The organism is Amycolatopsis sp. CA-128772 (assembly GCF_002904295.1).
Lineage (GTDB): Bacteria > Actinomycetota > Actinomycetes > Mycobacteriales > Pseudonocardiaceae > Amycolatopsis.
This window is the reverse complement of sequence record NZ_PPHG01000075.1, coordinates 273,116-297,245: the sequence shown is the minus strand read 5'-3', so window position 1 is coordinate 297,245 and position 24,130 is coordinate 273,116. Positions and strand designations below refer to the sequence as shown.

Sequence of the window (24,130 nt, the reverse complement as noted above, 5' to 3'; positions counted from 1 at the left end):
CTCAGGCTTGGCGGACGCCGTAGAGGCTTCCGCCGAGCAGGGTCACCCCGGAGAGCGCGCCGCTGACGAACGGCACCCACGCCGCGGCGCTCCCGAGCAGCGCGAGCCCGGCGACGCCGAGCACGGTGAGCACCGCCCCGACCACGAAAATCGACCGCGTCTTCCACGCGGACGCGAGCGCGACGAAGTGCAGCCCGACGACGGTGGCGATCCAGGCGACGTTGGCCTGCACGGGCGCGTCGAGCAGGCTGAGCACGAAGAACCCGGCGACGAGCAGCACGACCTCGCCGATGACGACGACCCGGTAGCCCGGCCCGAACACGGGCCGGTCGTCGAGCGTCGGCCGCCCGCCCGCGCGGAGGCCGAGGACCACGACCGCGGCGAGCACGACGACGGCGAGGGCGCGCAGCACCCAGCCGAGCGCGGCGGGGACGGGAGCACCGGAGTTGACGAGGACGAACACCGTGCCGAACGCGGCGCCGATGAGCACCCCCAGGAACTGCTGTCGCATCCGGCGAACCTACCGGAAACCGTTCTGTCGCCAGGCTTCGTAGACGGTGATCGCCGCGGTGTTGGCGAGGTTGAGCGACCGGCTGGTCGCCAGCATGGGCAGCCGCACGCGGTCGGTGACCTCCGGCGCCTCCTGCACCTCGGCGGGCAGCCCGACCGATTCCGGCCCGAACATCAGCACGTCGCCGGGGGTGTAGGCGACGTCGGTGTACAGCCGGGTCGCGGACGCGCTGAAGGCGTACACCTTGGCCGGCAGCAGCGCGTGCCACGCCGCTTCGAGGCCGGCGTGGACGTGGACGCGGGCGAGGTCGTGGTAGTCGAGCCCGGCGCGGCGCAGCTGCTTGTCTTCGAGGGTGAACCCGAGCGGCTCGACCAGGTGCAGTTCGCAGCCGGTGTTGGCGGCGAGGCGGATCGCGTTGCCGGTGTTGGGCGGGATTTCCGGGTGGTAGAAGAGAACGCGGAACACGGCTCAGTCCCCGAGCAGGGTCGCGTAGACCTTGCGCACGGCATCGGGCGGCGCTTCCGGGCGCAGCGTGGCCGGGTCGATGAACACGTACCGGACGGTCGCCACCGCGATGGTGGTCTCGCCGCGGCGGATTTCGAAGTCGAAGACCAGCGACGTGGTACCGAGGTGCGTGAGGAACTGCGAGACGACGAGCTGATCGTCATACCGCGCGGGCGCACGGAACTTGAGGTTCGCTTCGGCGACCACGACATCGGTGCGGTGCGCGAGGAACTCGTCGTGCGAGCCGAAGAGGGCCTTCTCCGCCTCGAAGGCGCACATGTCCACATAGGCCAGGTAGTGCGCGTTGAAGACGATGCCCTGCCCATCGCACTCGTGGTAGCGCACACGCAGCGGCATCTCGACGATCGGTCGGCGGGGTTCGGTCACCGGCCCAATCTAGCGCTCAGCCGTGCAGGGCCCGGTAAGCGGCCGCCGGGCCGGGTGAGGGCGGCTGGGCGAGGGGGCGGCCGGTGGGGGAGCGGGATCAGGGGTTGCGGGGCGGTAGGTGGCCGGCGCGGGCGCGGGTGAAGGCGTTCAGGGGGAGCGGGCTCACCCGTGCAGGGCCCGGTAAGCGGCCGCCGCGCCGGGTTGCAAGGGCACCGGCTCGGTGCCGATCAACGTCCGCACGTCCAGGAACTGCGTGCCCACCGCCTCCGCCGGTACCAGCGCCGTGGCGTGCGAAACCAGGAGCCGGACCACCGCCGCCGCGACGTCGTCCGGTAACGAAGGTGCGCACACCAGCAGGTTCGCCACGCCGATCGTGCTCAACGCGCCCACTCCGCGGTACGCGCCGTCCGGGACCTGGACCTGGTCGTACACCGGGCCGTACGCGCCTCGCAGGGCCGGGACCACCGCGTCCAGCGGCAGGAGGGCGATCGGTGTCGTGCGGGTGAGGTCGGCGAGCTTGGGCGTCGGGACCCCGCCCGACCACAGCATCGCGTCGATGCGGCGGCCGGCCAGTGCGCGGACCGCGTCGTCGAACAGCAGGTGGCGGGCGTCCACCGGCACGCCCGCCACGGCGAACAGGCGCTCGCCCAGCTGCGCCGCCCCCGAACCGCCCGCGCCCAGGGACACCGGGCGGCCGGCCAGGTCGGCCAGGCGGCGCACCGGACCGTCGGCCAGGACCACCAGCTGCAGGTAGTTCTCGTAGACGCGGCCGAGCGCGAGCAGCGGCACCGTCCCGGCGAACGGCGGGTCGCCGCGGACCGCCGTCTGGGCGACGTCGGCCAGCACCAGGCCGAGGTCGGCCTGGCCGCGGCGCACCAGGTCCACGTTGGCGACGCTCGCCTCGGTCGGCACCGCGGTCGCGTGCAGCCGCGGCTCCGCCCGGCTCAGCTCGGCCGCCAGCAGCTCGGCGAAGGCCAGGTAGAACCCGCCGCGCTCGCCCGCGGCGATGGTGACCTCGCGTTCCGGCCCGTCGTAGCCCGGCATCGAACAGCCGGCCAGCGCGAGCCCGAGGCCGCCGAGCAGGGCCGTGCGGCGGGTGAGGGTCATCCCGGCCCCTCCTGCAGTGGCAGCGTGACGCGGACTTCGAGCCCGCGGGGGAGCGCCTGCCGCAGCTCCAGGACACCGCCGCGGGTGCGCACCTGCTGGTGCGCGATCGCCAGGCCGAGCCCCGTCCCGCGCGGGGCGCCTTCGCCACCCGCGCGCCAGAACCGCTCGGTCGCCCGCGCGCGGTCCTCAGCAGACAGCCCGGGGCCGTCGTCGGTGACGACGAGCGTGGCCGTCGAGGGGCCGCTTTCCCAGTCCGTGGTGATCGTCGCGCCGCGGCCGGCGTAGTGGACGGCGTTGTCGAGCAGGACGTCGAGGATCTGCGCGAGCTCGCCCTCGGGGCAGCGCACGGTCACCGGCTCGGCGTGCCCCGGCGGGGGAACGAGCGCCGAACCGGCGTCCTCGGCGGCCGGGCGCCAGGCGTCGACGCGCTCGGCGAGCACGGACGCCAGGTCGCACGCCTCGTCCGCGCCCCCGGCCGCGACCCGGGTCGCCGTGCTCTCGGCCAGCGCGAGCGCCAGCAGCCCGTCGAGCAGCTTCTCCAGGCGTTCCACCTCGGCCACCGTGGCCCGGTAGGTGGTGTCGTCGCCGTCGATGCGCCCGGCGAGGGAATCCACGCGCAGGCGCAGCGCGGCCATCGGGTTGCGCAGCTGGTGCGAGGCGTCGGCGACCAGCCGGTGCTGCTGCTCGGCCGCCTCCAGCACGGCCTCCGACATCCGGTTGACCTCGGCGGCCAGCGACCGCAGCTCGCGCGGCCCGGCGCGCTCCGGGACGTGCGCGCGGTGCCCGGCGGCCACCGCCAGCACGCCGGTCTCCAGCTCGTGCAGCGGCCGCACCATCCACCGGGCCAGCACGACGGCCAGCAGCACGAACACCACCGCGACCAGCAGCGCCCCGGCGCCGACGGTGCCCCAGCGGGTGGCGACGTCCGCGGCCGCCGCCGTCACCGACGCCCGCAGCACGACCACGCCGGACACCCGGGTGCCGGTGCCGACCGGGCGGGCGAAGTAGGCCGGTTCGGCCGACCACGGGGAGAGCCCGTCGACGCGCGGCGCGGGCTCGTTGCGCATGGTCGCCTCGACGAGGGTGTGCACCGCCGGGTCGGCCGCGGTCAGCCCGCCCGCCTGCACCAGCGGGACGCGCCGGGCGTCGACGATGACGACGCCTTCGCCGTACAGCTCGGCGTAGCGCGCCGCGTCGGCCGCGAGGGCGGCCGGGTCGTGGGTGTCGACGGCCTGCTGGGCCAGCACGACGAACCGGTCGACGTCGGCGGTGCGCGCGATGACGAGCTGCTGCGTGCGCTGTTCGGCCGTGGAACCCAGCAGCGGCACGGCGAACGCGGCGACCACCGCGAGCGCGAGGGCCACCAGGACCACCAGCAGCCGGGCGCGCACGGGTCAGTCCCGGCCGAGCCGGTAGCCGAAGCCGCGGATGGTGGTCAGCAGGCCCGGCCGGTCGAGCTTGGCGCGCAACCCGGTCAGGTGGACGTCGAGCGAGCGCGACACCGCGAGGTAGGCGTCGCCCCAGACCTCGTCCATCAGCTGCTGGCGGCTGACCGCGGTGCCGGGGCGCACGGCGAGCACGGCCAGGATCTCGAACTCCTTGGTGGTCAGCCCGACGTCGTGCCCGGCGACCAGCACCCGGCGCGCACCGAGGTCGATCTCGACGTCCTCGACGCGCACGACGTCGCCCGCGGGGACGGTGCGGGCCACCGCGCGGCGCACGACGGCGTCCATCCGGGCCAGCAGCTCGGCCAGCCGCACCGGCTTGGTCAGGTAGTCGTCGGCCCCGAGCCGCAGCCCGCGCACCACGGACCGTTCGTCGCCGCGGGCGGTCAGCACGATCACCGGGACCGGCGAGACGGCCCGGATCTTGCGGAGCACGTCCAGGCCGTCCAGGTCGGGCAGGCCCAGGTCCAGCAGGACGAGGTCGGCCGCGCGGTGGTGGTGCAGCGCGTCGGCTCCGCGGGCGACGCTGATGACGGGATGACCGCGCGCGTGCAGCGACTCGGCGAGCGCGCCGGCGACACCCGCGTCGTCTTCGACGAGGAGCACGCGCACGGCCATCCCCTTGTCAGTGTCGATCTGCCTTGCGGGTTTCCAGCTCGGAGGTCTTCGAGGTTTCCCGCATTGTGCCGTAGACGATCAGGGAAACCAGGACACAGCCCGCGACGTACCAGAAGAAGACCGTCTCGCGCCCCGCGCTCTTCAGCGCCTGCGCGATGAGCTCGGCGGTGCCGCCGAAGATCGCCACGGTCAGCGCGTACGGCAGCCCGACGCCGAGCGCGCGGATCTTCGTCGGGAACAGCTCGGCCTTCACGATCGCGTTGATCGAGGTGTACCCGGCGACGATCACCAGCCCGGCCAGCACCAGGAAGAACGCGCCGACGGGGTTGCGGGTCGAGCCCATCACCGTCATCAGCGGGACGGTGAGCAGCGTGCCGCCGATGCCGAAGAACAGCAGCAGCGGGCGGCGCCCGATCCGGTCGGACAGCCGCCCGAACACCGGCTGCAGGAAGGCGGCGACCAGGATCGCGCAGAACAGCACGATGGTGACCTGCCGCCGCGGGATGTGCGCGGTGTTCTCCAGGAACTTCTGGCTGTAGGTAGCGAAGGTGTAGAAGCCGACCGTGCCGCCGAGGGTCAGGCCGACGACGAGGGCGATCTCCTTGGGGTACTTGGCGAGCGTGCGCAGCGTGCCCCGCTCGCCCTTGGTGTCGCCGGCCTCGCGCCGGAAGCTCTCGGACTCGTCCATGCCGCGCCGCAGCCACATGACGGTGAGCGCGGCCACCGTGCCGACGCCGAACGCGATCCGCCAGCCCCACGAGGTCAGCTGCTGCTCGGTGAGCAGCGCCTGCAGGATCAGCTGGAGGCCCAGGGCCAGCAGCTGGCCGCCGTAGAGCGTCACGTACTGGAAGCTCGAGTAGAAGCCGCGCTTGCCGGGTGTGGCCACTTCGGACAGGTAGGTCGCCGAGGTGGAGTACTCGCCGCCGACCGACAGGCCCTGGATCAGCCGCGCGGTGAGCAGCAGGATCGGCGCGGCGATCCCGATGGTGTGGTAGCTCGGCGTGACGGCGATGAGCAGCGAGCCGCCCGCCATGAGCGTCACCGAAAGCACGAGCGCCCGCCGGCGGCCGAACCGGTCGGCGAACCGGCCGAGCATCCACCCGCCCAGCGGCCGCATGAGGAACCCGACGGCGAACACCGCGGCGGACCCGAGGAACGCGGCGGTCGTGTCGGACGTCGGGAAGAACGACTTGGCGAAGTAGGTGGTGAACGCCGCGTAGGCGTACCAGTCGTACCACTCGACCAAGTTGCCGATCGAGCCGCGCAGCACGTTGCCGATCACGCGCTTCTCGCTGACGGTTGCCGGGGTGGCACCGCTGAGCCGGGTTGTCATCGTCGACCTCCTGTGTTGCGACTCACGGTGACCAACCGGCGGGTAACCAGCAAGGTCGGGAGGCAGTTCCTAACACCGGCTTAGGACGGTCGCGGTGAGCCGGGCGCGGGTGCGCGACCCGCGGGCACTGCCGATAACCTCGTGCGCGTCAGCCGCGCAGACGAAGAGTGGAGAACACAGTGGGACGGTCGGTTCTGGTCACCGGGGGCAACCGGGGCATCGGTCTGGCGATCGCCCGGGACCTCGCCGGGCAGGGGCACCGGGTCGCCGTCACGCACCGTGGTTCGGGGGCGCCCGAGGGGCTGTTCGGCGTGCAGGCCGACGTCACCGACACCGAGCAGGTCGACGCCGCCTTCAAGCTCGTCGAGGAGCACCAGGGCCCGGTCGAGGTGCTCGTCTCCAACGCCGGCCTGACCGACGACACGCTGCTGATGCGGATGAGCGACGAGCAGTTCGAGCGCGTCGTCGACGCCAACCTGACCGGCGCCTTCCGCGTCGCCAAGCGGGCCTCCCGCGGCATGCTGCGCGGCAAGTGGGGCCGGTTCGTCTTCATCTCCTCCGTGGTCGGCCTCTCCGGCTCGGCCGGGCAGGCGAACTACGCCGCGTCGAAGGCCGGCCTGGTCGGGTTCGCGCGGTCGCTGGCCCGTGAGCTCGGCTCGCGCAACATCACCTCGAACGTCATCGCGCCCGGGTTCGTCCACACCGACATGACCGACGAGCTGCCCGAGGCGCGCAAGAAGGAAATCCTGGCGCAGGTGCCCTCCGGCCGGTACGCCGAGCCGTCGGAGATCGCCGCCGCCGTGCGCTACCTGGCCTCCGACGAAGCCGGCTACGTCAACGGCGCGGTGCTGCCCGTCGACGGCGGCCTCGGCCTCGGCCACTGACATTCCCCACCCCGAACCAGACTTGGAGGACCCGTGCCCGGACTGCTCGAAGGCAAGCGCCTGCTGATCACCGGCATCATCACCGACGCGTCGCTCGCCTTCCACGCGGCCAAGATCGCGCAGCAGGAGGGCGCCAAGGTCGTGCTCACCGGCTTCGGCCGCATGTCGCTGGTCGAGCGCATCGCGAAGCGGCTGCCCGAAGCGGCGCCGGTGATCGAGCTGGACGTCACCAACCAAGAGCACCTCGACGGCCTCGCCGACAAGGTCCGCGAGCACGTCGACGGCCTTGACGGCGTGCTGCACTCGATCGGTTTCGCCCCGCAGACCTGCCTCGGCGCGCCGTTCCTGGACGCGCCCGCCGAAGACGTCAAGACCGCGATCGAAATCTCGACGTACTCGTACATGTCGCTGGCGAAGGCGTGCCTGCCGCTGATGGGCCGCGGTTCGTCGTACGTCGGCATGGACTTCGACGCGCGCGTCGCGTGGCCGGTCTACAACTGGATGGGCGTCGCGAAGGCCGGGCTCGAGTCGGTCAACCGGTACCTGGCCAAGGAGCTGGGGCCGCAGGGCATCCGCGTCAACCTCGTCAGCGCGGGCCCGATGAAGACGATGGCCGCGAAGTCCATCCCGGGCTTCGTCGACCTGGAGGACGGCTGGGGCGAGCGCGCGCCGCTCGGCTGGGACAGCACGGACCCGGACCCGGTGGCGAAGAGCGTCTGCGCGGTCCTGTCGGACTGGCTCCCCGCCACCACCGGCTCGATGATCATGGTCGACGGCGGCGTGCACTTCCTCGGCGTCTGAGCCTCACCCGGCCACGAGCTCGCGGTCGCCGCCGCGCTGGACGGCGGCGGCGACCGTGAGCGCGGCCAGCGTGGCAACACCGAGGGCGATGCCGGTCCAGGCGACGCCCGGGAAGCCGAACCCGGCGTCGATGGCGGCGCCACCCAGCCACGGGCCGGCGGTGTTGCCGACGTTGAACGCCGCCGTCGTGCTCGCGCCGACCAGCGTGGGCGCGTCGCCGGCGGCCTGGTAGGCGCGCAGGTTCAGCGCCGGGTTCGCGCCGAAGCTCGCCACGCCGAACGCGAGCACCGCCGCGACCGCGACGAGCGCGTCGGTGGTGAGGGCGAGCACCAGCAACGCGGCCAGCGCGAGGGCGAGACAGCCGTAGAGCGTCGCGAACGGCCGCCGGTCGGCCAGCCGGCCACCCACGCTGATCCCGATCAGCGCGCCGACGCCGAACAGCGCGAGGATACCCGGCACCCAGCCCCCGGGCAGCCCGTCGGTCTCGGTCAGCAGCGGCGCGAGGTAGCTGAACGCGGCGAAGATCATGGCCTGGCACAGGGCGATCACGCCGAGCGCGAGCCAGACCCGGCTCCGGCGGTACAGCCGCAGCTCGCCGCGGACGCTCACCGCGTCGCCGGTCGTCTCCGGCACCAGCAGCGCCACGCCGGCCACCGCGACCAGGGTCACCACCGCCACCGCCCAGAACGCCGTCCGCCAGCCGGCGTGCTGGCCGAGGAACGTGCCGGCGGGCACCCCGGCGATGTTCGCCACGGTCAGCCCGCCGACCAGCACCGCCATCGCGCGGCCACGCCGGTCGACGGGCACGAGCGCGATCGTCGTGGCCAGGGCGACGGCCCAGAACCCGGCGCAGGCGAAGGCGGCGATGACCCGCGTCGCGAAGAGGAGCGCGTAGCCTTCGGCGAGAGCGCCGACGACGTGCGCCGCGACGAACACGCCGAGCAGCACCAGCAGGGTCCGGCGGCGGGGGAGCCGCAGCGTGCCGATGGCCAGCAGCGGTGCCCCGACGACCATGCCGACGGCGAACGCCGAGATCAGCAGCCCGGCGTCGGGGATGCTCACCTGCAGGTCGGCGGCCATGCCGGGGAGCAGGCCGGTGATCATGAACTCGGACGTGCCCAGCGCGAACACGCTGAGCCCGAGGACGAAGACGGCCAACGGCATGGGTTCTCCTCCTGTTGTGTATCGATCAGTCCAAAATCAGGGTGTGCGAGAGAGCCGGATGCGCGGGTGCGTTCAGCGGGTGAGGGCGGACAGGGCGATGTCGGCGACGGCGTGCATGCCGGCCCGGCTGGTGCCGCGGCGGGCCATCACGCGCAGGCCCGAGGTGGTGCCGAGCAGGAACTCCGCCACGTCGGCGGGATCCAGGCCGTCCCGCAGGCTGCCGTCGAGCACGCCCTCGCGGACGCACCCGGCGAACATGGTCAGGTTCCGCTCGGTGTCGTGCCGCAGGGCAGCGCCCACCTCGTCGTCCGGCACGCCGAGTTCGGCGAGGGTGTTGACCACCAGGCAGCCGCGGCGGTGTTCCTCGAGGTCGTCCTCGATGGCGCTGTCCAGGACCGCGGCGAGCCGCTCGGCTGCGGTGCCCGGCCCGTCGAGGATCGCCTGCCGCTTGTCCAGCTGGGTGCTCGTGTAGTGCGCCAGCGCGCGCCGGAAGAGGGCCCGCTTGCTGGTGAAGGTGTTGTAGACGCTGCTGCGGCCGAGGCCGGTGGCGTCGCACAGGTCCTGCGTCGACGTCGCTTCGTAGCCGTGCGTCCAGAAGGCGTGCATCGCCTTCTCGACGGCAGCGGTCTCGTCGAACTCCCGTGGCCTGGCCATGCGAAGACCCTACCACGGTTTTGTACTGAACGATTCATAACCGGCCCGGATCGGCGTGCGGGCCGCCACATCGGCAAGATGTCGGAGGTGGGATACGACGCGTTGCTGTGGCTTTCGTTCGGCGGCCCGGAAGGGCCCGACGAAGTCATGCCGTTCCTCGAGAACGTCACCCGGGGCCGCGGGGTGCCGCGCGAGCGGCTCCTGGAGGTCGCCGAGCACTACCAGCACTTCGGCGGCGTCTCGCCGATCAACCGGCTGAACCGCGACGCGATGGCGGCCGTCGAGAAGCAGCTCGCGGCGGCCGGCATCGAGCTGCCGGTGCACTTCGGCAACCGCAACTGGCACCCGATGGTCGAGGACACCCTGGCGTCGCTGACGTCGGAAGGCGCGAAGCGCGTCCTGGTGTTCCCCACGAGCGCCTACGGCGGCTACTCGGCGTGCCGCCAGTACGACGAGGACATCGAGCGCGCCCGCGCGGCGGTCGGGGCCGACGCCCCCGAACTGGTGAAGATCCGCCAGTTCTTCGACCACCCGCTGTTCGTCTCGGCGGTCGCCGACGGCGTGCGCGCGGCCCACGCGTCGCTGGGCGGCCGGCCCGGCATCCGCACGGTGTTCACCGCGCACTCGGTGCCGGACAGCGCCGACCGCGCCTCCGGCCCGCCGCCGGAGGGCGGCCACCGCTACTCGCGCCAGATCGCCGAGGCGGCCCGGCTGGTCGCGGCCGAGGCCGGGATCGCGGAGTACGACGTGGTCTGGCAGTCGCGGTCCGGGCCGCCGCAGGTGCCGTGGCTGGAGCCGGACATCGTCGACCACATCGACGCGCTGCACGAGTCGGGCGTTCCGGGGGTGGTCGTGTCGCCGATCGGGTTCGTGTCCGACCACCTCGAGGTGATCTGGGACCTGGACAACGAGGCCGCGGAACGCGCGGCCGAGCACGGGATGGCGTTCGCCCGCGCGGCGACGGCGGGTTCCGACCCGCGGTTCGCCGAGCTGGTGGTGGAGCTGATCCGCGAGCACACGCACGGGGTGCAGCCGCGGAAGCTGTCGCCGTTCCCGGCGGCGGGCTGCACGGTCAACGGCGCCCCCTGCGCGATCGGCTGCTGCGAACCGGCGAAGCGCCCGGGCCGTTAGGTCCGGCGCCCCACGAGGTGGAAGACGCGGCTGAGCCGGCGGTAGGGATCCCGCCGGCCGGCCTCGAACTCGGCGGCCGCGATGCGCTCGGCGTCGGCCGGGTCCGGGGCGGCACCGCTGAGGTCGAGCCAGTCGGTGAACAGCCAGACGCCGTACCAGGCCAGGGGTTCCACGCCGCGGCTGCGGAGGGCCGCACCGAGTTCGCCCACGGTGTCGGCGCGAGTCGGCAGGCCCAGCACGCCGATTTCGGTGCGGGCGTCGAAGGCCGCCAGGGCGTCCTCCCAGCGTCCCTCCATCGCTGGACGCACGGCCGCCGCGTCGGCGTTGCCGGTCATGATCGAGACGAGCCCGCCGGGCGCGGCGCACCGGCACAGCTGGTCGAACACGGGGTCCGGGTGTTCCAGGTAGCCGAGCACGCCGTGGCACAGGACGGCGTCGAAGCGACGGCCGCCGACCGCTTCCGAGGCGTGCGCGCCGTCGGCTTCGACGAACGTCACCCCGGCCGGGAGCCGCTGCCGGGCTTTGGCCAGCATCGCCGCCGACGAGTCGAGCAGGGTGACGTCGTAGCCCGCGCGGACCAGCGGGAGTGACTGGTGGCCGGCGCCGCCGCCGACGTCGAGCACCGAGGCCGGCGGAGCGGGCAGGTGCTCCAGCAGCTGCCGGTGCATGACGTAGGTCCGCACGCGCCCCTTGACGGACGCAGAGGCGCCCTCGGCGAACTCGTCGGCCACCGCGGCCCAGGTGTCGTCCGTCATCGCGGGACGCTCAGCCTTCGCGGGCCGTCTGCTCCGCGAACACCCGCACCGCCTCGTTGACCGCCGCGCAGCGGGCCGTCCGGACCGCGTCCGACAGGGGCCGCAGCGCCTGCGCCCGCAGCGTCGACGCCGAAGCCGACAACGCGCCGCCCGGGTCGTCTGTCGTCGCAATGGTCAGGATCGCCGCGATCTCCTCGGCGCGTTGCAGCACCCGCAACGCGCGTCCCGGCGTCCCGGCCGGCCAGTCGACGTCCGGCCGCGACCGCAGGTGGGCCGACAGCTCCGCGCGCACCCCGGGCCGGTCCGAGGCGACGTCCAGGTTCTGCAACGCACCCGCGCCGGCCCGGATCGCGTCCGTCAGCCCGTGTTCGGCCTCGCCGAGCGGGACGTACTCCGGGGTCGTCGGCGCCGGCAGCGAGTAGACCGTCCAGCGCACCAGCCCTTCGGCGATCGGCTCCGGCACCAGGCCGAACCCGAGGTCGGGGAGCACCAGCGCGTCGCCCGAGCGCAACGCCGCTTCGGTGAACGGACCGCCGCCGCCGAGGCCGCGGACGTCGCCCGGGACCGGCAGCACGAGGTGCAGCGATTTCGCTCCTTGCGAACGCAGCCCCATCAGCAGCTGCACCGGGGTGGCCGCCCGGTTGAACGCCAGCGGGAGCGCGAAGGCGTCGGCCGCGGCGGCGTCGGCGGCCACGACGTCGTGCGCCTCACCCCACGCGAGCAGGGCATCGAGGACATCGTCGGACGCGGCGGCCCCGTTGAGCCACGCGCTCGACCAGACGGCGAAAGTCGCACTGGGACGGCACACGACGCCCTATTTTACCGGCTTGCCCGCGAAGGCAGGAGTGCGCCCACGCTGGAGCGCACTCCACGTCGACGCACCGCCGATCCGGCAGTAGCGTCGAACGCGTGAACGCTGTTCCAGACGCTCTTCCCCGCACCGCCGGGGCCCTGCGCGCGGCCGGGTACGAGCCGCGCCCGATCGCCCGAGAGATCCACGACAACCTGCTGACCGCCCTCAAGAACGGCGAAGACGCCTGGCCCGGCATCGTCGGGTTCTCGCGCACGGTGCTGCCGCAGCTCGAACGCGCGCTGCTGGCCGGCCACGACGTCGTCCTGCTCGGCGAACGCGGTCAGGGCAAGACCCGCCTGCTGCGCACCCTGGCCGGCCTGCTCGACGAGTGGACGCCCGTCATCGAGGGCGCCGAGCTGGGCGAACACCCGCTGCAGCCGATCACGCCCGCGTCGATCCGGCGCGCCGCCGAACTCGGCGACGACCTGCCGGTGGCCTGGCGTCACCGCTCCGAGCGCTACACCGAAAAGCTCGCCACGCCGGACACCTCGGTCGGCGACCTGATCGGCGACGTCGACCCGGTGAAGGTGGCCGAAGGCCGCAGCCTCGGCGACCCGGAGACCATCCACTTCGGGCTCGTCCCGCGCGCCCACCGCGGCATCGTCGCCATCAACGAGCTGCCCGACCTGGCCGAACGCATCCAGGTCGCGCTGCTGAACGTGATGGAGGAGCGCGACATCCAGGTCCGCGGCTACACCCTGCGGCTGCCCCTGGACGTGCTGCTCGTCGCCACCGCGAACCCCGAGGACTACACCAACCGCGGCCGGATCATCACGCCGCTGAAGGACCGCTTCGGCGCCGAAATCCGCACCCACTACCCCCTCGACGTCGAGGCGGAGGTCGCCGTCGTCCGGCAGGAGGCGAACCTCGTCGCGGAAGTCGGCGAGCCGCTGCTGGAGGTGCTCGCCCGGTTCGTCCGGAACCTCCGGGAATCCACGGTGATCGACCAGCGCTCCGGCGTCTCGGCGCGGTTCGCCGTCGCCGCGGCGGAAACCGTGGCGGCCGCGGCCCTGCGGCGCTCGGCGCTGACCGGGGAAGAGCCGGCGGTGGCCCGCCCGGTCGACCTCGACGCCGTGCCGTCGGTGCTGCGGGGCAAGATCGAGTTCGAGCCCGGCGAAGAAGGCCGCGAGATCGAGCACCTCGTGCACCTGCTGCGCCTGGCGATCGCCGAGACCGCCCGCGACCGGTTCGCCGGTCTGGACCTGCGGCCGCTGGCCGACGCGGTCGGCGACGGTCACCTGGTCGCCACCGGCGAGCGTGTGCCGGGCAAGGACGTCCTCGAAGCCCTGCCGGAGCTGCCCGTCCTGCACGAGGTCGCCCAGCGCGCCGGCGTCGCCGCCGACGAGCCCGCCGGGCGGATCGCGGCCGCCGTCGAACTGGCCCTCGAATCGCTGTTCCTCTCGCGAAGGCTCGCGAAGGACTCCGACGACGCGACGACCGTCTACGGCCGATGACCGCGGTCCCGCTCCCCGACGGCTACTCCTACGGCCCGTGGCACGACGGGCCGGATCCCCTCGCGCCGCCGGCCGACCTGCGCGACGCGCTCGACGAGATCGGCCAGGACGTGATGGCCGGCGCCTCGCCGCGGGCCGCGCTGGAGGAGATGCTGCGGCGCGGTACGAACCGCACCGCGGGCCTCGACGAGCTGACCCGGCGGCTCTGGCAGCGCCGGTCGCAGCTCCAGCGGCGCAACAACCTGGACGGCACCCTGCAGGAGGTCCAGCGCCTGCTGCAGGAGGCCCTCGACGCCGAACGCCGTGCGCTGTTCCCGGACCCGGACGACGACGCCCGGTTCCGGGAAGCGCAGCTCGACGCGCTGCCGCCGGGCACGGCGGCGGCCGTCAACGAGCTCGCGAACTACGACTGGCGCTCCGAGCAGGGCCGGGAAAACTACCAGCAGATCCGGGACCTGCTCGGCCAGGAGCTGATGGAGTCCCGGTTCCAGGGCATGAAGCAGGCGCTGCAGAACGCCGGGCCCGAGGACGTCGAGCGGATCAACGAGATGCTCGGCGACCTCAACGACCTCCTCGACGCGCACGCCCGCGGCGCCGAGGACATCCAGCAGCGCTTCGACGACTTCATGGGCAAGCACGGCGAGTTCTTCCCGGAGAACCCGCAGAACGTCGAAGAGCTGATCGACGCGCTGGCCGAGCGGTCGGCGGCCGCGCAGCGGATGCTCAACTCGATGTCGGCCGAGCAGCGCGCCGAACTGGCCGAACTGACCCAGCAGGCCTTCGGCGACCCGCGCCTGGCCCAGCAGCTGTCCCGGTTGGACGGTCAGCTGCGGGCGGCGCGGCCGGGCGAGGACTGGACCGGCTCGGCGCGCTTCCGCGGCAACAACCCGCTGGGCCTGGGCGAAGGCGCCCAGGCCATGCAGGACCTGGCGGAGCTGGATGCGCTGGCCGAGCAGCTCGGCCAGTCGTACCCGGGCGCGCGGCTGGAGGACATCGACCTGGAGGCGCTCGAACGCCAGCTCGGCAAGGACGCCGGTGTCGACGCTCGCCGGCTGGCCGAGCTGGAACGCGAGCTGCGCCGCCAAGGCCTGTTCGAACGGGCCGCCGACGGCTCGCTCCGGTTGTCGCCCAAGGCGTTGCGGCGCCTCGGCGAGACGGCGCTGTCCGACATCGTGAACGCGTTGCGCGGCAAGACCGGCGAACGCGAGACGGAGTCGGCGGGCGCGGCCGGCGAGCCCACCGGCGCGTCGCGGCCGTGGCGGTTCGGGGACATGCAGCCCTGGGACGTGCCGCGGACCATCCGCAACGCCGTGCTGCGCTCGGTGTCGGTGGGGGAGCGGCAAGTGCGCCTCGACGTCGAGGACGTCGAGGTGGTCGAGACCGAGCACCGGACGCGGGCGGCGGTGGCGCTGCTGGTGGACACGTCGTGGTCGATGGTGTCGGAGGGCCGCTGGCTGCCGATGAAGCGCACGGCCCTCGCGCTGCACCAGCTGATCAGCACCCGCTTCCGCAACGACGCCCTGCAGCTGATCACCTTCGGCCGCTACGCCCAGTCGATGGAGCTGCCGGAGCTGGTCGGCCTGGAGGGCGCCTGGGAGCAGGGCACCAACGCCCACCACGGGCTGCTGCTGGCCGGGCAGCACCTGCGGCGGCACCCGGACGCCCAGCCGGTGGTGCTGATGGTCACCGACGGCGAGCCGACGGCCCACCTGGAACCCGACGGTGAGGCGGTCTTCGACTACCCGCCCCAGCCGCGGACCCTCCACAAGACACTGTCCGAAGTGGACCGGCTGGCCAAGCTGGGCGCGTCGATCTCGGTGTTCCGCCTCGGCGACGACCCGCGGCTGACGTCCTTCGTGGACCTGATCGCCCGCCGCTCGGGCGGCCGGGTGATCGCCCCGGACCTCGACGGCCTGGGTGCGGCCGTGGTCGGCGACTACCTGCGCACGCGGCGCTGAACCCGGGCGGGCGCGCACCCGCGCCCGCCCGGAGTCACCGCCGGATCCCCAGCCGGTCGCGGACGGCGGCGATCACCTTCTCGGTTTGGGCCCGCAAGGCGGCCAGCCCGGCCTGCTCGTCGGCCGAACCGACGTAGCCGGCCAGGTCCGCGCGGACTCCCTCCGTCCAGACGGCCGCGACCTGCTGCGTCCCGGTGATGTCCTCGTCGGGACGCCCCGCGACCAGGAGGAGATCCGCCCGCAGGCCCGGCCGGATCCGGCCGCGGTCGGCCAGCCCGAACGCGTCCGCGGGCCGGGCGGTCGCCGCGGTCAGGGCCGCGGACGGCGAGAGTCCCGCGGCGGCGAGGTGCCCCAGCTCCCGGTGCAGGCTCGCGCCGTGGACGGTCCCCGGGTTGGGTGCGTCCGTCCCGGCCAGCAGCGGCACGCCGGCCTCGTGCAGCAACCGGGTGTTCTCTCGGGCCGCCGTGAAGTCCGGCAGCTGCGGCGGCAGCCAGCGCTGCTGCTGCCGTTCGAGCACCGCGCACCACGCCGGACCCAGCCGGGTCACGAGGGCGGGTTCGGCCAGGAGCGAGTTCCCGGGGAAGCCGTCGGCGATCGACAGCGTCGAGACCACCGCCACGCCCGCCGCGGCGATCGCGTCGACCTGGCGAGGAGCCAAGGCGTCGAACGGCACGTGGGCCAGCACGTCGACGCCGGTGGCGAGCAGGTCGGCGGCGCCTTGTGCGGTCGGCACGTGGGCCGCGACGACCAGGCCCGCCCGGTGCGCGGCTTCGGTCAGCGCGGCGATCGTCGGCATGTCCAGCGACGGCATCGGCATCGGGCCGCCGCCGGTGCCGTCGTCGTAAAGCACCTTCAGGTGCGTCGCCCCTTCGGCGATGCGGCCGGCGACGAACCGCTCGGCGTCCTGCGGTCCGGTCACGTACGGGAAGGGCGCGTACATCATGCTCGGGTGCCCGCCCGGCGCCGTGGCCCCGACGCTGGAGGAGCGGACGTCGGCGGCGCCCGGCCCGGCGGCGAGGGCCTCGCGCACGGTGTCCGGCTTGCTGAACATGTCGAGCACGGTCGTGACGCCGAAGGTCAGCGCCTGCCGCGGCGCGCCGGGCAGCAGGTGCACGTGGGCGTCGATCAGCCCGGGCAGCAGGGTGCCCCCGCGGGCGTCGACGTGCTCGTCGCCGGGCCGGCGCAGGGTGTCGTCGCCGACCGCGTCGATGCGGCCGCCGTCGAGCCGGACGGCGGTGTGCTCGGTGCGGCGCTCGCCGTCGAAGACGCGGGCGCCGGTGATGGTGGTGGTCACGCCGGCTACGGTAGAAGTTGACACCGTGTGAGGGTCAATTCCAAGGTGAACGGATGCAGTATTCGATCAGCCAGGTCGCCAAGGCGTCCGGTGTGTCGGCGCGGATGCTCCGCCACTACGACGCGATCGGCCTGCTCACCCCGGCGTCCGTGGCGACGAACGGCTACCGCTGGTACGGCCGGTTCGAACTGCTGCGGCTGCAGCGCATCCTGCTGCTGCGGCGGCTCGGGCTCGGCCTGGCCGAGATCGGGGCCGTGCTGGGGGAGCAGGTCGACGAGGCGGCCGCGCTGCGCGGGCACCTGGCCCAGCTCGAGGAGGAGCGGCGGCGCCTCGACCGGGTCATCGCCACCGTCGAGGAGACGGTCGCCGACCTCGGCGACGCCCGGATCGACGACCCGGAGCGGTTCTTCGCCGGGCTGCGCAAGGACGGCGCCGCCATGCGGCAGGCCTACCGCGAGCAGTTCGGCGAGGGGGCCGGCGCGGCCTTCGACGTCGCCCAGGCCGCCCAGGAGGGGCTCACCGCCGCGGACTACCGGCACGCCGCGGCGCAGAGCGCGGCCCTGTTCCGGCGGCTGGCCGCCGTCATGCGCGCCGGCGCGGCCCCGGACGATCCCGCCGCCCTCGACGCCGTCGCCGAGCACTACCGGTCGGTGAGCCACTTCTGGCAGCCGACCGCCCCGGCCTACGCCGCGATGGGCGGGCTCTACCGGACCGATCCCCGGCAGCGGGAGCTGGCCGCGCAGGCCGACGCGGAACTCCCGGGCTGGCTCGCGCGGGCCATCGAAGCCTACGCGCGGGTGAGGCTCGTCCCACCGCTCGGGAAGACCTGACCCACCAGCCTTTACAGTCGAGGGTATGCAGACTTGGTCATCGGTCGACGTGCCCCGCATCCCCGGCACCCCCCGCCCGCTGCGGCTCCACGACACGGCCACCGGGCAGATCCGCCCGACCGCGCCCGGCGCCACGGCCCGGATGTACGTCTGCGGCATCACGCCCTACGACGCGACGCATCTGGGGCACGCCGCGACGTACCTGGCCTTCGACCTGGTGAACCGCATCTGGCGGGACAACGGGCACGACGTCCACTACGTGCAGAACGTGACGGACATCGACGAGCCGCTGCTGGAGCGGGCCGCGCGGGACCAGGATGACTGGGTTGTGCTGGGCATGCGCGAGACGGCGTTGTTCCGCGAGGACATGACCGCCCTGCGCGTACTGCCGCCGAAGCAGTTCGTCGGCGCGGTGGAGAGCATCCCGGAGATCGTCGAGGTCATCGCGAAGCTGCTGGCGAACGGCGCCGCGTACCGCGCGGACGACCCGGAGTTCCCGGACGTCTACTTCGACCACACGGCGACCGGCAGGTTCGGCTACGAGTCGAACTACGACGCCGGGACCATGGCGAAGTACTTCGCCGAGCGGGGCGGCGACCCCGACCGTGCCGGCAAGCGCCACCCGCTGGACGCGCTGCTGTGGCGCGTGGCCCGCGAAGGCGAGCCGTCGTGGGAGTCCGAGCTCGGCCCCGGCCGCCCGGGCTGGCACATCGAGTGCAGCGCGATCGCGGTCAACCGGCTGGGCCTCGGGTTCGACCTCCAGGGCGGCGGCTCGGACCTGATCTTCCCGCACCACGAGTACAGCGCGGCGCACGCGGAGGCGGTCGCCAAGGACGGCCCGTTCGCCCGCCACTACGTGCACGCCGGGATGATCGGCCTCGACGGCGAGAAGATGTCGAAGTCGCGCGGGAACCTCGTGTTCGTCTCGCGGCTGCGTGCCGACCAGGTCGACCCGGGCGCGATCCGGCTCGCGCTGTTCGCCGGCCACTACCGCGAAGACCGCCCGTGGACGGCGCAGCTGCTGGCCGACGCCGAAGCCCGGCTCGCGCGCTGGCGCGAAGCCGTGTCGCCGGCCACCGGACCGGCGGCGGAGGACACCGTCACACGGCTGCGCGACCACCTGTCCGACGACCTCGACACGCCGAAGGCCCTGGCGGCGATCGACGCCTGGGCGTCCGAAGCCCTGCGCCGCGACGGCACCGACCCGGCGGCCCCGGGCCTGGTCCGCGACGCCGTCGACGCCCTCCTCGGCGTCACCCTCTGACGGCAAGGGCGTCACTTTCACGTGAAAGTGACGCCTTGCCGGTGGATAACGGCCTACCCGGCGACGGGGTGGCCGTCGGCCAGTTCCAGGTGGTCGCCGGACCAGTCGCGGCGCAGCCAGCGGTCGTGGGACGCGATGACGACGGCGCCGGGTGCGGTGCCGAGCGCGGCGAACAGTTCTTCCGCCAGGGTCAGCGAAATGTGGTTCGTCGGCTCGTCGAGCAGGAGCACGTCCGGCGGGTCGGCGAGCAGGATCGCCAGCGCCAGCCGACGCCGCTGGCCGACCGATAGCGCGCCGACCGGCTGCCGGAGATCCCGTGACGCCAGCAGGCCGAGCCCGCTCAGCGGGGGAGCGTCCGCACCGAGCGCGTCCCGGTACACCCGGGCCGCGGTCCGCTCCGGCCCGGTGAACACGACGTCCTGCTCCAGCAGCCCGGCCCGCACGCCGTGTCCGAAGTGGACCGACCCGGCCGCCGGGGCCAGCCGCCCGGCCAGTACCGACAGCAGCGTCGACTTCCCGGCGCCGTTCCCGCCGGTGACGAGCAGCCGGGCCGAGCCGCCGACGTCCAGCCGCGGCAGGTGCAGCCGTCCCGGGACGTCCAGGGCGCGCACCGAGATCGCCGGGCCGTCGCCGGCCGCCCGGCCGGTGAGTTCGGCCCGGAACCGCAGCGGCGCCGGGGGCTTGCGCACCTGGTCGCGTTCCAGCTTCTCCAGGCGCTGCTCGGCGTCGCGCACCCGCCGCGAGATCGTTTTCTGGACGCGGGCGCCCTTGAAGTTGTGGATGAACTTGTCGTTGTCACGCGGCCCGCGGCCGTAAGCGACATTCCGCGCGGTGACCGCGACGGTCTCCCGCAGCTCCTTCAGCTCCTCCTGCTCTTCGGCGAACCGCTGCTCCCACCGCGCCCGCTCGGCCTTCTTGTGCCCGAGGTAGTCGGTGTAGCTGCCGCCGTAGCGGACCGCGCCGCCGGCCTGGCGGTCGGCCGCGGCCGGGTCCAGGTCGACGATGTCGGTGCAGACGGCGTCGAGGAACACCCGGTCGTGCGAGGAGAGCACCACGATCCCGGTCAGCTCGGTGAGGTGGCGTTCCAGGAACTCCATCGCCGAGTCGTCGAGGTGGTTGGTCGGCTCGTCCAGCAGCAGCGTTTCCGGCTGCCGGATCAGGAGCGCGGCCAGGCCGAGCCGGGACCGCTGGCCGCCGGACAGGGTGCCGAGCGGCCGGTCCGGGGCGACGCCGCCGAGGCCGAGCCCGTCGCAGACGAGCTTGGCGCGGCGGTCGGCGTCCCAGAGGTCGTGGGCCTGGGCCCACTCCAGCACCCGGCCGTACTCCTCGAGGACGACACCGTCGTCGGGCCGGTCGGTCATCGCCGCGGTCAGCTCGTCGAGCCGGGCGGCGGCGGCGCGGATCTCGGCGAGCGCGTCGTCGAGCACGTCGGCGAAGGTCGCGTCCATGGGATGCGGCAGTTCCTGCAGCAGGAACCCGACGTCCGGGCCGCGCAGCACGTCGCCGGAGCGGGGTTCTTCGAGCCCGGCCAGCAGGCGCAGCAGGGTGGACTTGCCGGTGCCGTTCTCGCCGACCAGGCCGAGCCGCTGCCCGGCCGACGCGGTCAGGGAGAGGCCGTCGAGGACGACGCGGGTGCCGTAGCCGAAGACGACGTCCTTGGCCTGCAACGGAAAAACGGGAGACATGTGCGATCACCGGGCCCTGGGGGAGGAAAGCGGGTATCCCGGCCGGGCGTCGTGGCACGCGGGAGCGTCGGCTCGACCGGTGCCGCCTCAGGCGGGATGGGCGCGGTTCAGTTCCTCATAGTGGCACCAGGTTAACGCAACAGCAGTAGAGTTAGTCAACCGGTTATGGCCTGCGTCACATCCGGCAGCTCGGTCGTCGACCGTTCGGCCGCCGCCGTGCCGTCGGTGAAGAACTCCAGCAGCGCGGTGAGCTGGCGGCGGTCGAAGTGGCCGAGGCGTTCGCCGACGAACCGGGCCATCGGCGCGTACAGCTCGGCGAGCTCGGCCATCCGGTCGGGCAGCGGCCGGACGACGAGCCGGCGCCGGTCGGCGGGGTCGGGGGCGCGCTCGGCGAGCCGGTGCCGCTCCATCCGGTCGAGCAGCCGGGTGAACGCGCCCGTGCTCATCCCGAGCAGCCGGGCGAGTTCCGTCGGCGAGTCGCTGACCCCGCCGTGGAGCAGGTGCAGGCAGTGCAGCTCGGTCGGGGTGACCGCCATCCGCTCGGCGACCGCGGCGTGGAACAGCGCGGTCGAACCCACGAAACGGGGGAGGGCGAGGGCGGCGGCGGTGGCGAGTTCGCGCTGGTCGGGCAACGTCCATCCCCGGTCTGTCACAACGCAGTCACTGCCCGGTGCAGTCACTGCCCCGCGAACGATAGCGAAGCCGGTTGACAAACCCGCAAGCGGGTCCAACTATGAAAGAGAGCTTTCGAAACAACTCTTTCAGATGGGACGACCGATGGCCGGGCTGCCGCCGCGCAAGCGGATCGAAGACGTCGAGCTGCTGCGCGCGCTGGCGCACCCGCTGCGGTCGGCGCTGCTGAACCACCTGACCGCCGTCGGCCCGCGCACCGCGAGCGAGTGCGCCGAGGCGGTCGGCTCGACGGCGTCCAACTGCAGCTGGCACCTGCGGCAGCTCGCGCAGTACGGCCTGGTCGAGCGGGCCGAGGGCGAAGACGGCCGCGAACGGCCGTGGCGGGCCCGGCAGGTCGGCCTGGACATCGGGCAGTTCGCCGAGGACCCGGCCCGCCGGGCCGCCCAGCTGGGTGTCGTCGGCGCGAGCCTCGGCCACGAGCAGGAACTGACCCAGCGCTACCTGGACTCCCTCGGCGATCTCGACCCGGAGTGGGTCGCGGCGTCCGGGCTCTCGGCGTACACGCTGCGCGTCACCCCGGAGGAGCTGACGCGGCTGGGCGACGCGATCGACGCGCTGGTCCGCCCCTACGTCGGCGCGATCCGCACGGACGCGCCGGCGAACGCGCGCCCGGTGCACGTCGGCCTGCGGGCGTTCCCGCGCATCGAGCACTCGGGGAAGGCGGAGGGATGAAGCAGCTGCTGGGGGTGCCGGCGTTCGCGCGGTTGTGGGTGGCCGCGTTCTTCGGCGAGACGGCCGAGTGGATGCTGCAGGTAGCGCTGCCGATCTACGTCTTCCAGCGCACCGGCTCCGCCGCGACGACGGCGCTGAGCATCGTCCTCGGCCTGCTGCCCGCGGTGCTGCTGAGCCCGGTGGCCGGCGTCGTCGCCGACCGGTGGAACCGCCGCGCGGTGCTGTTCGGCGTCTGCTGCGGGCTCGCCGCCGTGGCGCTGCCGCTGCTGGCCGAGCCGGGCGTCACGGTGGTGTACGCGGTGATGGCGGCCCAGGCCGGGCTGGCGTCGGTGTTCGAGCCCACCCGCAACGCGCTCGTGCCGGAGCTCGTCGGCGTCGCGGAGGTGACCGCGGCGAACGGGCTGATGAGCGTGAACGGCAGCGTCGCCCGGCTGGCCGGCGGCTGGGCGGGGGGTGCCCTGCTGGGCTTCGGCGGGCTCGCCGACGTGATCACCGGCTACCTGGGTGTCCTCGTGGTGGCCGCGGCGTTGCTGGCCAAGCCGTTCCGCCGGGTCGCCGCGCCGGCGGCCGCGCGGGAACCGGTGGTGCGCGCGTGGCTGGACGGCCTGCGCGAGCTGACCCGCAACCGGCGGCTGCGGCGCACCGGTGCCGCGCTGGTGTGCACGTCGCTGGCGCAGGGCATGTTCCTGGTGCTGTTCGTCGTCTACGTCCTCGACGTGCTGGGCGGCAGCGAAGCCGACGCGGGCCTGCTGCGGGGTGTGCAGGCGCTCGGCGGGCTGGCCGCCGGGTTCGCCCTGGCGACGGTGGCGCGGCGGGTCACACCGGCCGCGTTGCTCGGCTGGGGATCCGTCGCGCTGGGCCTGCTGTCCGCGGTGATCTGGAACCTTCCCCTTGTCACGACGGCGCTGGGCGCGTACGTCGGGTTGTTCGCCGTGGCCGGGGCACCGGGCGTGGTCGTCGGGGCCGGGGTGCTGTCGGAGATCCAGAGCGCGGTCGTCCCGGAACGCGCCGGACGGGTGCTGAGCACGACGTTCGCCGTCATGGCCGGCGGCACGACGGCCGGCGCGCTGCTGGCGGGCACGCTCGTCGCGACGACCGGGCCGGCCGTGCTGCTGAACGTCCAGGCCGGCGGCTACGTCTTTGCCGGTGCTCTGATGCTGGTCCGGAAACGGGGATTCCGCGTAGCTTCCCCAGCTGCGGTGGTTACGGTGGAGGGGTGCCGCACCTCTTCGCCACCAGCGACCTCCACGTGACCCACGAGGGCAACGGCCCGATCCTCGACTCGGTCGTCCCGGAAACCCCCGAAGACTGGCTGCTCGTCGCCGGCGACGTCGCCGAGCTGGCCGAAGCCACCATCGGGACGTTGAAGATCCTGCGCAGCCGGTTCGCGAAGGTCGTCTGGGTGCCGGGCAACCACGAGCTGTGGACGACGAAGAACGACGACTGCCAGCTGCGCGGCCAGGCCCGCTACGAGTACCTGGTGGAGCAGTGCCGCGAGATCGACGTGCTGACCCCGGAGGACGAGTTCCCGGTCTGGCGGCACGGCTCGCGGCCGCTGACGATCGCGCCGCTGTTCCTGCTCTACGACTACAGCTGGCGGACCCCGGAGGCGGAGGGCAAGTCCCTGGAGGAGGCCCTGCGCCAGGCCCGCGAGGCCGGCGTGGTCTGCACGGACGAGTACTTCCTGTACCCGGACCCGTACCCGAGCCGCCAGGCGTGGTGCGAGGACCGCCTCAAGCTCAGCACCGAGCGCCTCGACGCGATCCCCGCGGACCACGGCACGATCCTGATGTCGCACTGGCCCCTGCACCGCCACCCGACGGCGCCGCTGTACTGGCCGGAGTTCGCGCTGTGGTGCGGAACGACGAAGACCGAGGACTGGCACCTCCGCTACCGCGCGGAGATCGCGGTGTACGGCCACCTGCACATCCCCCGCAGCACGGAGGCCGACGGAGTGCGGTTCGAGGAGGTCTCGCTGGGCTATCCGCGGGAGTGGCGGAAGCGGGCGCGGGGCGCGGTGCCGATGCGCCGCATCCTCTGGCCTTCGTGACCCGCCGCGGCGGCCGGCGCGGCTTCGGAGCCGGCCGCTGCTCGTGCGCCAGCGGACCGGCGTGACCTTGCCTGTCGCCCGAC

General features: G+C 73.5%; 24 protein-coding genes. 10 read left to right on the top strand and 14 right to left on the bottom strand.

The features are described 5' to 3' along the window. Nucleotide 1: 1 nt before the first annotated feature. The 7 genes from C2L59_RS30060 to C2L59_RS30030 all read right to left on the bottom strand — a co-directional run bounded on the left by C2L59_RS30060 (nt 2) and on the right by C2L59_RS30030 (nt 5,905). Nucleotides 2–511, bottom strand: coding sequence for a hypothetical protein (locus tag C2L59_RS30060; protein WP_103352880.1), 510 nt, complete (start codon nt 509–511; stop codon nt 2–4). Between the two features lie 9 nt (nt 512–520). Next, nucleotides 521–976, bottom strand: a complete 456-nt coding sequence (locus tag C2L59_RS30055; protein WP_103352879.1) for a tRNA (cytidine(34)-2'-O)-methyltransferase — start codon at nt 974–976, stop codon at nt 521–523. A gap of 3 nt (nt 977–979) precedes the next feature. After that, a complete protein-coding gene (locus C2L59_RS30050; protein WP_103352878.1) occupies nt 980–1,402 on the bottom strand; it encodes a thioesterase family protein in 423 nt (140 codons plus the stop codon). Between the two features lie 162 nt (nt 1,403–1,564). Continuing rightward, a complete protein-coding gene (locus tag C2L59_RS30045) occupies nt 1,565–2,509 on the bottom strand; it encodes a TAXI family TRAP transporter solute-binding subunit (protein WP_103352877.1) in 945 nt (314 codons plus the stop codon). Beyond that, the gene (locus tag C2L59_RS30040; protein WP_103352876.1) at nt 2,506–3,900 is read right to left on the bottom strand and encodes a HAMP domain-containing sensor histidine kinase; all 1,395 of its coding nucleotides are present in this window, start codon (nt 3,898–3,900) and stop codon (nt 2,506–2,508) included. Before C2L59_RS30040 ends, C2L59_RS30045 begins: the two co-directional genes overlap by 4 nt. Nucleotides 3,901–3,903: 3 nt before the next feature. Beyond that, the gene (locus C2L59_RS30035; protein ID WP_103352875.1) at nt 3,904–4,572 is read right to left on the bottom strand and encodes a response regulator transcription factor; all 669 of its coding nucleotides are present in this window, start codon (nt 4,570–4,572) and stop codon (nt 3,904–3,906) included. 7 nt (nt 4,573–4,579) lie between these two features. Then, nucleotides 4,580–5,905: an MFS transporter gene (locus tag C2L59_RS30030; protein ID WP_103352874.1), complete on the bottom strand. Its 1,326-nt coding sequence runs from the start codon at nt 5,903–5,905 to the stop codon at nt 4,580–4,582. A 179-nt stretch (nt 5,906–6,084) separates the two neighbouring features. Between C2L59_RS30030 and fabG the strand changes: the two genes are divergently transcribed. Next, nucleotides 6,085–6,789: a beta-ketoacyl-ACP reductase gene (gene fabG / locus C2L59_RS30025; RefSeq protein ID WP_103352873.1), complete on the top strand. Its 705-nt coding sequence runs from the start codon at nt 6,085–6,087 to the stop codon at nt 6,787–6,789. Between the two features lie 33 nt (nt 6,790–6,822). Then, nucleotides 6,823–7,590 carry an enoyl-ACP reductase FabI gene (gene fabI, locus C2L59_RS30020; protein ID WP_103352872.1) on the top strand — a complete coding sequence of 256 codons (768 nt, stop codon included), beginning with the start codon at nt 6,823–6,825 and terminating at the stop codon, nt 7,588–7,590. A 3-nt stretch (nt 7,591–7,593) separates the two neighbouring features. On the opposite strand, the gene C2L59_RS30015 is transcribed toward fabI, so the two are convergent. Then, the gene (locus C2L59_RS30015; protein ID WP_103352871.1) at nt 7,594–8,754 is read right to left on the bottom strand and encodes a Cmx/CmrA family chloramphenicol efflux MFS transporter; all 1,161 of its coding nucleotides are present in this window, start codon (nt 8,752–8,754) and stop codon (nt 7,594–7,596) included. A gap of 72 nt (nt 8,755–8,826) precedes the next feature. Beyond that, the gene (locus C2L59_RS30010; RefSeq protein ID WP_103352870.1) at nt 8,827–9,408 is read right to left on the bottom strand and encodes a TetR/AcrR family transcriptional regulator; all 582 of its coding nucleotides are present in this window, start codon (nt 9,406–9,408) and stop codon (nt 8,827–8,829) included. An 87-nt stretch (nt 9,409–9,495) separates the two neighbouring features. Here C2L59_RS30010 and C2L59_RS30005 point away from each other — a divergent pair, with 87 nt between their 5' ends. After that, nucleotides 9,496–10,539 (top strand): ferrochelatase, encoded by a 1,044-nt coding sequence (locus C2L59_RS30005; RefSeq protein WP_103352978.1) that lies wholly within the window; start codon nt 9,496–9,498, stop codon nt 10,537–10,539. Here the strand turns inward: C2L59_RS30005 and C2L59_RS30000 are convergent. Together C2L59_RS30000 and C2L59_RS29995 are read right to left on the bottom strand one after the other, a co-directional pair. Beyond that, on the bottom strand, nt 10,536–11,294 hold the full coding sequence (locus C2L59_RS30000) for a bifunctional 2-polyprenyl-6-hydroxyphenol methylase/3-demethylubiquinol 3-O-methyltransferase UbiG (RefSeq protein WP_103352869.1): 759 nt from the start codon (nt 11,292–11,294) through the stop codon (nt 10,536–10,538). The two genes, C2L59_RS30005 and C2L59_RS30000, sit on opposite strands and share 4 nt — an antisense overlap. 10 nt (nt 11,295–11,304) lie before the next feature. Further along, nucleotides 11,305–12,102 (bottom strand): hypothetical protein, encoded by a 798-nt coding sequence (locus C2L59_RS29995; RefSeq protein ID WP_103352868.1) that lies wholly within the window; start codon nt 12,100–12,102, stop codon nt 11,305–11,307. 101 nt (nt 12,103–12,203) lie between these two features. Here C2L59_RS29995 and C2L59_RS29990 point away from each other — a divergent pair, with 101 nt between their 5' ends. Together C2L59_RS29990 and C2L59_RS29985 are read left to right on the top strand one after the other, a co-directional pair. After that, nucleotides 12,204–13,601 carry an ATP-binding protein gene (locus C2L59_RS29990; RefSeq protein WP_103352867.1) on the top strand — a complete coding sequence of 466 codons (1,398 nt, stop codon included), beginning with the start codon at nt 12,204–12,206 and terminating at the stop codon, nt 13,599–13,601. Further along, complete coding sequence (locus tag C2L59_RS29985) at nt 13,598–15,559, top strand: VWA domain-containing protein (RefSeq protein WP_103352866.1); 1,962 nt, start codon at nt 13,598–13,600, stop codon at nt 15,557–15,559. Before C2L59_RS29990 ends, C2L59_RS29985 begins: the two co-directional genes overlap by 4 nt. 34 nt (nt 15,560–15,593) lie before the next feature. Here the strand turns inward: C2L59_RS29985 and C2L59_RS29980 are convergent, their stop codons facing one another. After that, nucleotides 15,594–16,853 carry an amidohydrolase family protein gene (locus C2L59_RS29980; protein ID WP_233223773.1) on the bottom strand — a complete coding sequence of 420 codons (1,260 nt, stop codon included), beginning with the start codon at nt 16,851–16,853 and terminating at the stop codon, nt 15,594–15,596. Between the two features lie 53 nt (nt 16,854–16,906). Here C2L59_RS29980 and C2L59_RS29975 point away from each other — a divergent pair, with 53 nt between their 5' ends. Beyond that, nucleotides 16,907–17,683: a TipAS antibiotic-recognition domain-containing protein gene (locus C2L59_RS29975; protein ID WP_103352864.1), complete on the top strand. Its 777-nt coding sequence runs from the start codon at nt 16,907–16,909 to the stop codon at nt 17,681–17,683. Between the two features lie 25 nt (nt 17,684–17,708). Beyond that, the gene (gene mshC, locus C2L59_RS29970) at nt 17,709–18,947 is read left to right on the top strand and encodes a cysteine--1-D-myo-inosityl 2-amino-2-deoxy-alpha-D-glucopyranoside ligase (RefSeq protein WP_103352863.1); all 1,239 of its coding nucleotides are present in this window, start codon (nt 17,709–17,711) and stop codon (nt 18,945–18,947) included. Nucleotides 18,948–19,000: 53 nt separating this feature from the next. Here mshC and C2L59_RS29965 read toward each other — a convergent pair whose 3' ends face one another. Next, nucleotides 19,001–20,632: an ABC-F family ATP-binding cassette domain-containing protein gene (locus C2L59_RS29965; RefSeq protein ID WP_103352862.1), complete on the bottom strand. Its 1,632-nt coding sequence runs from the start codon at nt 20,630–20,632 to the stop codon at nt 19,001–19,003. A gap of 155 nt (nt 20,633–20,787) precedes the next feature. Beyond that, nucleotides 20,788–21,264 carry a MarR family winged helix-turn-helix transcriptional regulator gene (locus C2L59_RS29960; RefSeq protein ID WP_103352861.1) on the bottom strand — a complete coding sequence of 159 codons (477 nt, stop codon included), beginning with the start codon at nt 21,262–21,264 and terminating at the stop codon, nt 20,788–20,790. 145 nt (nt 21,265–21,409) lie between these two features. Here C2L59_RS29960 and C2L59_RS29955 point away from each other — a divergent pair, with 145 nt between their 5' ends. The 3 genes from C2L59_RS29955 to C2L59_RS29945 are packed head-to-tail and all read left to right on the top strand — an operon-like array spanning nt 21,410 to nt 24,047. Continuing rightward, nucleotides 21,410–21,997, top strand: coding sequence for a helix-turn-helix transcriptional regulator (locus C2L59_RS29955; protein WP_103352860.1), 588 nt, complete (start codon nt 21,410–21,412; stop codon nt 21,995–21,997). Beyond that, a complete protein-coding gene (locus C2L59_RS29950; RefSeq protein ID WP_103352859.1) occupies nt 21,994–23,250 on the top strand; it encodes an MFS transporter in 1,257 nt (418 codons plus the stop codon). Before C2L59_RS29955 ends, C2L59_RS29950 begins: the two co-directional genes overlap by 4 nt. Beyond that, entirely contained in the window at nt 23,214–24,047 is an 834-nt protein-coding gene (locus C2L59_RS29945; protein WP_103352858.1) for a metallophosphoesterase, read from the top strand. The genes C2L59_RS29950 and C2L59_RS29945 overlap by 37 nt, the downstream gene beginning before the upstream one ends. Nucleotides 24,048–24,130: the final 83 nt, after the last annotated feature.